Source organism: Novosphingobium sp. FW305-C-111 (assembly GCF_058783565.1).
Genome location: NZ_JBYSYP010000019.1, coordinates 56,979 through 67,384, shown reverse-complemented (window position 1 = coordinate 67,384; position 10,406 = coordinate 56,979). Strand labels below are relative to the sequence as shown.

Annotated in this window: 8 protein-coding genes; 6 read left to right on the top strand and 2 right to left on the bottom strand. The window is 60.8% G+C overall.

The features are described from left to right. The first annotated feature begins 246 nt into the window (after positions 1–246). The 6 genes from yhhA to AC3WLD_RS17580 all read left to right on the top strand — a co-directional run bounded on the left by yhhA (position 247) and on the right by AC3WLD_RS17580 (position 6,314). A complete protein-coding gene (gene yhhA / locus AC3WLD_RS17605) occupies positions 247–411 on the top strand; it encodes a YhhA family cyclophane-containing RiPP (protein ID WP_492558279.1) in 165 nt (54 codons plus the stop codon). A gap of 15 nt (positions 412–426) precedes the next feature. Beyond that, on the top strand, positions 427–2,529 hold the full coding sequence (gene yhhB, locus AC3WLD_RS17600; protein ID WP_492558278.1) for a cyclophane-forming radical SAM/SPASM peptide maturase YhhB: 2,103 nt from the start codon (positions 427–429) through the stop codon (positions 2,527–2,529). Beyond that, positions 2,526–3,518: a hypothetical protein gene (locus AC3WLD_RS17595; RefSeq protein WP_492558277.1), complete on the top strand. Its 993-nt coding sequence runs from the start codon at positions 2,526–2,528 to the stop codon at positions 3,516–3,518. The genes yhhB and AC3WLD_RS17595 overlap by 4 nt, the downstream gene beginning before the upstream one ends. After that, a complete protein-coding gene (locus tag AC3WLD_RS17590) occupies positions 3,511–3,987 on the top strand; it encodes a GNAT family N-acetyltransferase (RefSeq protein ID WP_492558276.1) in 477 nt (158 codons plus the stop codon). The genes AC3WLD_RS17595 and AC3WLD_RS17590 overlap by 8 nt, the downstream gene beginning before the upstream one ends. Before the next feature lie 469 nt (positions 3,988–4,456). Further along, on the top strand, positions 4,457–5,551 hold the full coding sequence (locus tag AC3WLD_RS17585) for a glycosyltransferase family 2 protein (protein WP_492558275.1): 1,095 nt from the start codon (positions 4,457–4,459) through the stop codon (positions 5,549–5,551). Between the two features lie 529 nt (positions 5,552–6,080). Continuing rightward, positions 6,081–6,314 carry a hypothetical protein gene (locus tag AC3WLD_RS17580; protein ID WP_084276802.1) on the top strand — a complete coding sequence of 78 codons (234 nt, stop codon included), beginning with the start codon at positions 6,081–6,083 and terminating at the stop codon, positions 6,312–6,314. Here AC3WLD_RS17580 and AC3WLD_RS17575 read toward each other — a convergent pair. Both AC3WLD_RS17575 and AC3WLD_RS17570 read right to left on the bottom strand, forming a co-directional pair. Beyond that, positions 6,301–9,021: a conjugal transfer protein TraG N-terminal domain-containing protein gene (locus tag AC3WLD_RS17575; RefSeq protein WP_492558274.1), complete on the bottom strand. Its 2,721-nt coding sequence runs from the start codon at positions 9,019–9,021 to the stop codon at positions 6,301–6,303. The two genes, AC3WLD_RS17580 and AC3WLD_RS17575, sit on opposite strands and share 14 nt — an antisense overlap. A 24-nt stretch (positions 9,022–9,045) precedes the next feature. After that, positions 9,046–10,395 (bottom strand): conjugal transfer protein TraH, encoded by a 1,350-nt coding sequence (locus AC3WLD_RS17570; RefSeq protein WP_492558282.1) that lies wholly within the window; start codon positions 10,393–10,395, stop codon positions 9,046–9,048. Positions 10,396–10,406 lie beyond the last annotated feature (11 nt).

Below are 10,406 nucleotides of genomic sequence, written 5' to 3'. Positions count from 1 at the left end.
ACCATCGAAATGAGGGGTCCCTTTTAGACGCCGATCACCCCGCTAACGGGGTCCTTTTTGCACGCCGATCCACAGCCAGATTTGCGGATGCTCTTCTTGGCGTATAAGATTAAACACTTATCGAGCTCTTGGCTGCGCCCTCGATGAAGGCGCCATTTTCCACAGAAGTGAGCGCGCTGCTTTCTCTGGTGACTTGCGCCCGATCGTTCCCTACGCTATCTCATGAAGTCTATAAGGAGAACGTCAATGGCAGTTGTTGAAGGCGAGAACACCGTCCGGGAAAACGTCCTGAAGTCTTCCACTGCAAATCCGGCATTGCAGCGCCTCCAGGGCCGCGTGCTGGCTGGCGCTCAGGCGAGCGAAGTCATTACGAGCTACGATCGCATGCACCACCGGCACAGTCGCTCGTAAAAGGCGGGTAATCCGATGTCCGCGGCGAGGATCACGTCGTTCCTCGTCAAGGTCGCGTCGAGGTGTAATCTCGACTGCGATTATTGCTATGTCTACAATCACGCAGACCAGAGTTGGCGCAATATGCCCAAGCTCCTTGCAGAGGAGCATCAGAAGGCGTTTGCCCAACGGCTTTCCGAATATGCAGAAGCCGCCGCGCTGAAGCGCGTCGCAGTAATTTTTCATGGCGGGGAACCGCTGCTTGCCGGCGCCGACTATCTGGTCAAGTTCGTGCGCGAGATCCGCGCTGCGGCGCCCAACCTAGATGTCGAGTTCGGACTGCAGACCAATGGGCTCTTGTTGACCGAGCAGGCTCTCGATGTACTGGAAGGCGCAGGTGTCGCCGTCTCACTCAGCATTGATGGCCCGCGCGAGGCCCACGATCTTCATCGCACGACGCGCAAGGGCCGATCGAGCTTTGACCGGGTCGAGGCCGCGCTCGACCGTTTAAAAAAGCGGCCGGCGATCTTCGCGGGCACCATTGCCGTCATCGACGCATCTGTCGCACCCGACACATTACTGGCCTACTTTGCCCGGCACGGCGTGCCAAAGGTCGATTTTCTTCTGCCGGATTCGCACCATGATAGGCTTCCGCCCGGGCGCGATTGCGATCCTTCAATTTACGAGAGTTGGCTGATCGAAGCCTTCGACGTCTGGTTTGACCAATACCCACAGCTCCCGGTGCGTACCTTCGAAGCGCTGTTGGACAGCGTCGCGGGACTGCCCTCGGGCACGGACGCGTTTGGTTTCGGGGATGTAAGCCTCCTTTCGGTCGAAACCGACGGCACCTGGCATGATCTGGATGTCTTCAAGGTGGCGGGCCATGGGGCCACGCGTCTTGTCGGTTCTGTCCTCGATACCCCGATCGAGCAACTGGCCTCCTCGACAGCAATCGCGGCGCACCGGCGCCTTCTAACAAAGGCCGGGCTAAGCGAGAAATGCCAAGCCTGCCAGGTTGTCGACATTTGCGGCGGCGGGTCGGTTCCGCACCGCTTTGCCGCCGGCTCGTTTGAAAATGCCACCGTCTATTGTGGCGAGATGAAGGCGCTCATCAGTCATGTTCAGCGCAGGCTTTTGGAAAGTCTTGCACCGGCGGAGTTGGCTGACGATGCCTTGCCCGCCTTCGATCTCGACGCATTCGAATTAGCCGAGACGAGCACCGTTATCATGACCGAACTTCATGAAGACGCGCTTGACCAAGATGCGGCCGGCCTTGCGGAGGCGCTCCAACTGATTGGCCCTGCAGTTGCGCCGGCAATTGATGCGGCAACCATGCGCAAGCTGGCTCGACGGGCGGGTACCGTCGCATGGCAGCGGGTGCTTCGCGTCTCGCACTCGGGCGGCTCGGTTAAAGACTTGGACGGAAAGCCGCTCGTTGCATCCCCCGAATATCTCGACGCGGTGGTGGCGCAAGGGTGCGACCATGAGTTCGAAGTCGGTCGCGACGATGAATGGCTCCGGAAGCCCTTCGGGCAAGGGATCGAATTCGAGCCACAAGAAGTAGCAGTCATCGGCCGTGCAATCGTTGCCGAAGCGCTCGACATCATTGCTGCCTGGCGACCAGCGCTCGCGCGTGAACTGCGCGCCATATGTTCGGCGGTCCAATTTGTGCGCGATCCGTCGGCACATCCAGACAAGATTGTATCGTTCAGTGACAACTCGGTCCCTGGAGCGATGTTTGTCTCGATCTCTGTTAGTAGCGGTATGATCGATCCTTATGATCTCGCGGACTCGCTCGTGCACGAATACCGCCACCAAAAGCTCTATCTATTCGAACGTCGTTATCCGACCACTCAACCGGGCGCGCTCGTCGTTTCACCTTGGCGCGAAGATTTGCGGCCCGCTTCCGGCCTCCTGCATGCCATATTCGTGTTCGTTGAACTTCGCCGTTTCTGGGAGCATGTGCGGGACAATGGTCCGGAACGCCTCAACAACCGGGCGATTGCGCAACTTGATGATACCGAGCGCAATCTCGCGCAGGCTTTCGAGACGTTGCGTGGGTGCGATCTGACCAAGGCCGGGCGTGCGCTTAGCGATCTACTTGAGAGCAGGAAGCGGCGATTGCCGCTGGCGGCATGAAACTGCGCGTTCCATCATCGGCTCTTCCGGAGGATCGCCATGCCCGTCACGGCCGCTTGCGCGATTACTTCTGTGACAAGGATGCCACTGCAACCCGTGTGGATGGAGGTTGGGAGCTCGAGCTCGGATGGCCCGACAGCATTGAGCGGCACGTCGATTTGCAAATAGAACGCCATCTCGAGCCTTGGGGGAAGATCGGCCTTTCCGGGATGGGCACCGCGCGCCGCCGCTCGGGCCGCGTACTCACCTCGCTCTACGACACATGGTCACTGTTCTCTTGGAGCGAATGGGTCTTGCGCGCCAATCCCGCTCCGGACACCCCCATTACCATACTGCACCTCGACGATCACCGAGATCTGATGTCCCCCAGGCTCGCCATCGACGATGCCGGCCTGGTTGACATGATCACGGGCGCACCTTTCGATGTGCGCGACCCGGCTTCGGTACTGGCGGCTTGCAACAGTGGTTCCGTCGGAATGGGCAGCTTCCTCACACCCTTTCTCCTGGCCTTTGCTCGCTGTGACGTAAGGCAGCTCTGCCAGCCACCCAAAGTGATCAGCACGCAGGATTGGTCGTACTCTTCCATCGCCGAAAACGATGACCTTCTCCGGGTAGGCGCCAGCCGGCCGGGCATTGTACTCGAGCCATCCGAGGGGCCCGGGCCTGGCCGGTACCGAGCCACGAATGAGATTGGCGATTGGCTTGCCGGCATTGGTGAAGGCCCCATCCTGCTCCATGTCGACATGGACTATTTTAACAACCGCTACGATGGAGACGGGGACTGGATGGACCGAATGTCCAGGCATGATCCCGGTCTGGACCAGGTCCTTGCGCGGGTCGATGACGTAACCGCGGCAATGCGGGATGCGGGATTGGTCGAGAAGATCGAGGATGCAGCCGTAGCCTTCTCGCCAGGCTTCTTTCCAGCAGAGTTTTGGGAAGCGACAGAAACGCGGCTACGAGCGGGTCTAAGTTCGCTTTATGAGTAGACCGCCGTCGAACAAAGCCACGCCCAAGCGGCGCAAGCCCGCCCGGCCGACGCCTAAACCTAAGCTGGTAAAACCACCCAAAGGGGGGGCGAAGATTGAGGCGAACAAAGTCCAGCTCGTGCCGAAGGCTGGTCCCAAAGGTAAAGGCGACGGCCCCGGTGGTGAATACTGGGACGTGACCGTACAGGGCAAACGTGCGGGGGAAGTATTCGTCAATTTGATCGATGAAGCGCCTTTGGGGGTCCATGCATCGCTCCAGATATTTCTGAATCAAGACCAACAGGGGAAAGGCGTTGGTCGCGTCGCCTACCAAAAGGCGGCTGAGGCTAGCCGGCATGCCCTGCTGTATCTTCACATGCGAAAATCGAACCACGCTTCCCGGCTCGCGGCCGAGGCGGCCGGCTTCGTTGACGCATCGCCTAAGGGAATAACGCAACTCATCTTAAAGCGCGCGAAGAGCGAATTCTGATGGTGCCGCTGCCCAGCTGGCTTTCGCCCTCGGCGATCACCGACATCTCCCACCTTCTCACGGGAACGAAACCCGCCGTCAGGCTGAGCGTCGGTAGCCACGCACGCGACCTGCGACGTTGGGCGCGCCGTCATGGACTTTACACGAGCTGTGATGCTGACGGCTACGCTTCATTGTCGCGTGCCCCGTCGATTTCGCGGCGTGTCATCGACCTAGATCGCCGGCCCGGCAGGCACACTCAGGCTCTGGGAATCCTGCTCGGATATCCGCGATGCTGCAGCCGCGCGGCTGCACGCGGAGGTGATGAAAACATCGACCATTGGCATGAGGAAATCGCGGCGCGAAGTTTTCATGGGCGGTTCCGTGCGATAAATCCGGCAGGATATGCCGCTGGGAAATCTCTGGTTTCTCACGTGCCATGCTCCCACCGCTGTGTTGCGTCGTTGTCGCTCGCCAGAAGAGCGGGACGGTGCTGACCTTTGTCGTAATGCCGTGCCTCAATGAGGTCGACTTCGTCGCTAGCGCTATCGCCTCGCTTGGCTTCTCCGAGAACGGCGCCCCATCGCCGGACACGCATCTAATCGCCGTCGACAATGGCTCGACAGATGGCACTCTGTCCTTGCTTAATCAAATCCGCAGCGCGACAGGACCGTCCCTTCATGTCGTGACAGAACCGATCCGTGGCTTCGTTCCTCCTCGGCGCCGGGGCGTTCTCGAAGCCCAATTGTTGGCTCGCAATTCAGGCGTGCCAGAGAATGAGGTGCTCATCCTCCAAGCCGATGCCGACACAATCTACAGACGAGGGTATGCTGCGACCATGCAGCACGCGGTCGCCAACACGGCGGGCGTCGTGTTGGAAGGATCGACCAAGCCTCCGCTCGACTTCGCCTTAGCCCACCCCTTCTACCTAGCAGCTCAACGGATCGTCGACGATGAAACGGATCCACTTGTCGCCGAGGACGAGGATGAAGTTGTGTTGGACGACAAAGTCTGCGGCTATCGGCTGTCCGATTATTTGAATTGGGGCGGTCTCTTCGAAGAATTTACGGCGATGGGTGAGGCGATCCATGCCGAGACTACGCGGATGTTTGTCCGTGCTCGCCTTCGGCATGGCGCGCGCAAGCTGCGTGTAAATCCAGCCGGTGCCATGCCATCGCGGCGCAAAGTCATCGAAAACCCCTGGCTTCAATTTGCCACGGTTGGCTTCCCGCGCGAAGCGTCTTGGATAGCGGCTCGTGCGGCAAGCCGTGAAGCCGGGGGGGACGTCGATATGTTTTCTTTGGGAGTCATAGAAGGGCGGAATTTAGAGGCAACCCATCTGCGGCGAGCCCACCAACTTGCTCTGTTCCGGTATTTGCCGGCTCTCGTGGCCAATGGTGAACCCACAAAATCCCGCGTCGAGCAGCCATCCGATATCGCCAATGTGCTTGCTGCCCTTCCATTATTCAGCGGAGAGGACATGGCGGAGTGCCCCGGTCGAACTCTCCTTGCCGTGCTCAACTTGATTGAGGCGAGACCCGAATTGTTCGAAAGCAAATGGTCTGGTAACAAGGGATGTGTGTGAATTTCCTGAGCTACATAAGCGGTAGCTTGGGCTGTTGAGGGCCGGATTCCGGTCAGTCCCAAACGTCGAACCAGATGGCCGGCGCCACGGCAGGCTGAATGAATGACAGGTTATCCCATTTCCGCCTGGGATTCCGGAAAGTCGCCAACGTCCAACACCTCGGACATGAAATGTGGTGCGGGAATTCTCCAAGGACGCACTCTGGTCTCGCAGGCTCGGACCAGGGTGCGGCGTTCTTGTTACTGACCCGCAGGCACTCTTGCGGCTCTCCTTGCCGAACGCCGGCTGACGCCCAGTCCCGCGCGCCTGGCGTTCGGCGGCGTCGAGCCTTGCAAGGGTGCCATTTTTTGTTGGCTCGCGAGCGCGAGCCTGCCGCACCGCTTTTCAATGGCATCTCTGATTTTTGGTGCGATCGCATTCACGGCTGAGGGGAGGGGTCTTGGGATTGGTGCCGAGAAATGCGACCGTTCCCGATTCTTTTCGTCTTCTCGGTTTGGAAGTTTCTGCTATGTTCCAAAGGAGCAGATCAATGAACGCCATCATGACCGATTTCGACTTCAAGCGCGGTAGCGAACCAGTCCCCGAGAAATGGGAGGGATTTGCCGAGCTTGATCGCGCCCTGGCCGAGAACCGCCTAACCGAATACCGGATCAAGAAGGCTTGGGCTGATCCTTGGGCACGGGCTCTTGGCATTGGCGTCATTACCCTCTTCGTCGCGTTCGGCGTTTTCGTGGTCATCAATGACCTGATCATGGGCCACTAGGCTTCCACTCCTTCACTTCGTCTGCCGCCTCCGCGCTCGCGCCCTTGGCACCCCCGGTGAGGCCCTCAAGGCGTGACCTTTCACCGTTGATCCGTTGACGGCCAGTGCCCTGCTGTCCTACCACTTCGTCGTGGAGCGTTGACGGCGCAGGGCCTTGCGGAAGGCCACCTGGAGCCGGGATGGCGCCGAGCGGAGCCGTGGCGCGAACGCTCGCCGGGGTGCTGACACCTGGGCTTCCGATCGGCGCGATGGGCGGCAGGACGAGCTCGCTTTCGACCTCGGATTTGATGCTGCCCGCGTAGGATTCGACGAACTTGCGCTGAAGCGCCTGGCCCTTGGGGCTTAGCTGGAAAGTCGTGTCATCAAAGCGAACGTCGCCGTAGTAATCGCGGTTGTTCTCGATCTCCGCCATTCCCCATTCGCGGTAGGTTTGGCTGAGGTTGAGATTTCCGGCAGCATTGTTGCCCGAGTAGAACGATGCCTGTTGTTCGAGGCGATTGCCGGTCTCTTCGGACCGGCGAGCCTCGAGCGAACTGGTCCTGGTCTCGGTAAGGGAAGCATTGAGTCCGCTCGCGGTTGAATGTACTTGGGAGTTGCTCGACGTGCTTACCGTTCGCAAGAAGCCGTCACGCGTCGTGGTCCAGTTGTGGCTGTCCGAGATCTGGCTAAGCGTCCCAGCAATTTTGTCCCGGTCCTCTGACGCGATCCCAATGTCGCTGTCCGTCCACGATTGATTACGCCCGCCTTTCAAACTTGCACCAGCGCTGAAAATACCAGCGTTGACTCCAGCGCCGCCGGATGCCTCGCCATTCAAGAACCAGGATGTCGTGATGTCGTCGGCAGCCCGGCGCGATAGCCCGTATTTCTGCTGGAGGACGTTTGAGGCCTGATCGACTTCGCTGTAGGCGCTTTGCACGCTGTCAGAGCTCGACGTACCGCTGGCGGTCTCGATGCTCTGGCCGCTGTTGGTCTGGTCGCGCAGCTCGCGGAACTGCGCTATCGAGCTGATCGTCGATTGCTGGGCAAGTGCGCTCTTGGCCTCGCTGTTGGCATGGTAGCCGCTTGCCATGGTCGAGAGGCGCGAGGAGAAGTCGCGGCCGAGCGTCGGGGTGAACGGGTAGCTCGAATTCGGGAGCTGGTCGTAGGCGGCCTCGGGATAGCTGGTGGTCTGGCTGCCGCTGTCGCTGATCGTGCGGGTCTGCGCTGCGCCATAGGTGAAGCTTGGCGCGACCGTGCCTTGCGCGAACTGGCGGGTCATTACGGTCGAGTTCTCGAGGCTGGTGTTGCCGAGCGCGACATTGCCGGTGCTCGCCTCGCGCGCGGCTTCCTCAGCCGAGTTCTGGCTCGGGTTAAGATAGCTCGTCGCCTGGTGCGAGATCGCCATCGCTCCTTTGGCGACGCCGCCCGCGAGAAACGGCACCGAGGCGATCAGGTAGCCGGCGAGGAGGCCGATGTCGGAATTGACGTCAGCCATACCGGTGAACGTCGCGAGGCTAAGGCCATTTGACCCGGCGACTGCGGTCATGTCTGCGGCGCCTTTGACCATCAACATCATGTGGAGGATCACGAACAGCGGTCCCCAGGCGGCCAGGTAGAAGAACCCGGTGACGTAGCCCTTAAGCGCCAGCGGTCCGGTCTTCGGGAGCAGGAACAGCGGAAACAGCACCGGGAACAGCGCATAGAACAGCACGGTCAGCACGACATTGAGCAGCGGCACCCATTTCATCGCGGAGTTCGCGATCGATGAGTAAGTCCGCTCGGTCTGGATATCGGCGCGGGTCTGGGCATAGACATCGACATTGCCCGCGCCGCTCGCCCCGCTGAACCCATGCATCGCGGCTTCAATCGCGTTGATCGTCAGGGTTTGCTTGAACAGGTCGGTCGCACTCGCCGAGACCCCGGTGAGGTACTGGTAGGCGACCGGCAGATCGGCGAACAGCTTGGCCTTGGCGAGCGCGGCGGTCTGATTGGGATAGAGCTGGCGGCCGAATACCGTGCCCATGCTGTCGATCAGCCCGGTCCACTGCGTGCTCAATGCGGCGTAGGCTTCGCGGCAGGTGATAATCGTGGAGGTGACCTGGCCGCCGGCGTCGCGGGTCAGGAATCGCTGGGCGCGGGCCTGGCTGCCGGGCGCAATTGTCGCCCAGATATCGTTGCTCTCGGCGAGTTGCTTCATCGAATAGCGCCCCAGAAGCACGTCGTAGAACACGCATTGACGGAAGTGCTCGTCGAGGTTCGCGGCGAACTCCGGATCGGAGATGCGCAGCGAGCGCGTCGCATCATAGAGCCGCGCGCCGTAGATCATCCCGTTCTTCGAGTAGTTGAGATCGCCGGGAAGACCGAACACCACTTCGGCCGAGCCGGTAAGGTAGTCGCCGACCTGGCTAGTGAAGCTCGCCATAAGTCCGAGACCCAGCGGCACATTGCTGACATTGGCGGGGGCAAGACTGGGGTTGAGCCGGTCGGTGATGTGAACATCGGTGCGCGGCACCATCAGGCAGGTGTACATCAGCGTCGCCCCGAGGAACCAGTTGATCCACGCCCGCCAGTCCTGGCCAAACGCAAGCGTAATCGCCGAGAGCGCCAGCCCCATGACCATGACCACCTGGAGCAGGCTCTTGTAGCCGCCGTTGCCGGTCCAGGCGGCGACTGCCTGGAACACGTTCACGAGATAGTCGCCGCCGCCAACCGTGTAGATCTCGAGCATGGGATTGCTTGCCTTGGTAAGGTGTCAGTGGGTGAGGGCGCGGCTCTGGACCCCGCGCGACCAGTCGAGCGCGGCAGCCATGCCGGGCGACATCTGGGTCGCGAGCACGTTCTCAATGAACGCGGTTTTCTCGATGATCTGGAGGACCGCATTGACCTTGAGATGCGTGTTGGCCTGGCGGTCGGCGAGCGCTTGCCGCACGGTGTTCACCTGGCTCTGCCACATCGCGATCTTGGCCTCGTCGGCGCCGATGAAGCTCGACATCGAGCGCCCGGCTTCGCTGACAATCCGGTCGAGCACCGCGAACAGCAGGTCGACCGAGGCGAGCTCGGCAAGCGTTTCGCGGTCGTCGGTCGGCATGCCACGGCCGTAGGCGGCTTGTACGGTCAGGATCTTGTAGAGCGGCACGCTAGAAACCTGGAGCAATTCCTTCTGTGCTTCGGTGATCGGGGTGTCGTCACGGATCGCCTGAACCATTCCGTCAATCAGCGCCGAAGCCCGGTGGCGCAGCGATTTCGAGACGGGAAGGTTCAAGGAGCGGAACCCCGGATCGAGGCACTTGTCGGTCTCGTCGCAGTGGAATATCAGGACATTGCCGCTCGTCGTGCCGTCGACCAGCGAGGTGACGAGGGTCGAGGAGCTTTCGCCAACAATGGGTACGAACTTGCCCGGCTCGTCGTCCTTGGGCGGCACGTAGATGATCGTGCCGAGCAGCGTCATCGCGTATTCGGCGAGCTCCTGGTCGAGTGTGCCACCCGGCGAGAAGAACGCCGACTTCTTGAGGATGGTCCAGGTGTAGTTGCGCGCCACGCCGGGATTGACGTCGTCGTATTTGCCCGAACCCGCCGCAGTGGTGCTGGTGCGCTGGCCGCGCGTGCCGCAGCCGTGCTTGGCGGCGGCATAGTCGGTGAAGATCCCTTCGGAGTTACCGATTGCCTCGCAGATCGCCTTGTCGGCAAGATCGCCCTTGGGCCAGATCCCGCCGACCAGGCCTTGGGCTAATTCGCACGAGTTGATGTTGAGGTTGTTCATGAGCTGAGCCTTCTGGCTGAACTCCTGCATGATCTTCGAGCACTCGGGGCAGACCGTGTCGATCGCGAGGCTGAACGCGAACCCGACCGCGTTGTTGGCGACGGCCTTGAGCATCGCGACGATCTCACTCGCGTTGATGAAGCTGAAGGAGCCCGCGAAGATGTCGATCCCGCCGCAGCCTGCGCGGGCGCGCGGCAGCTGGAGGTTAGCGATGTTGGTCGTCTTCTGCGGGAAGCGCGTCCAGACATTGCCGAGGCTGTAATAGCCCGCCGACTGGCCCTGGAAGGCGGTCGGCCCGTTGACCTGCGCCGCGCCGCCGACATCGTTCAGGAACGAGTCCATAGACGAGCCGA

What these genes read in the sequence shown, in the direction of transcription:
- yhhA (WP_492558279.1), top strand. Translation starts at nt 247, where the DNA reads ATGGCAGTTGTTGAAGGCGAGAACACCGTCCGGGAAAACGTCCTGAAG.
- yhhB (WP_492558278.1), top strand. Translation starts at nt 427, where the DNA reads ATGTCCGCGGCGAGGATCACGTCGTTCCTCGTCAAGGTCGCGTCGAGG.
- AC3WLD_RS17595 (WP_492558277.1), top strand. Translation starts at nt 2,526, where the DNA reads ATGAAACTGCGCGTTCCATCATCGGCTCTTCCGGAGGATCGCCATGCC.
- AC3WLD_RS17590 (WP_492558276.1), top strand. Translation starts at nt 3,511, where the DNA reads ATGAGTAGACCGCCGTCGAACAAAGCCACGCCCAAGCGGCGCAAGCCC.
- AC3WLD_RS17580 (WP_084276802.1), top strand. Translation starts at nt 6,081, where the DNA reads ATGAACGCCATCATGACCGATTTCGACTTCAAGCGCGGTAGCGAACCA.
- AC3WLD_RS17575 (WP_492558274.1), bottom strand. Translation starts at nt 9,021, where the DNA reads ATGCTCGAGATCTACACGGTTGGCGGCGGCGACTATCTCGTGAACGTG.
- AC3WLD_RS17570 (WP_492558282.1), bottom strand. Translation starts at nt 10,395, where the DNA reads ATGGACTCGTTCCTGAACGATGTCGGCGGCGCGGCGCAGGTCAACGGG.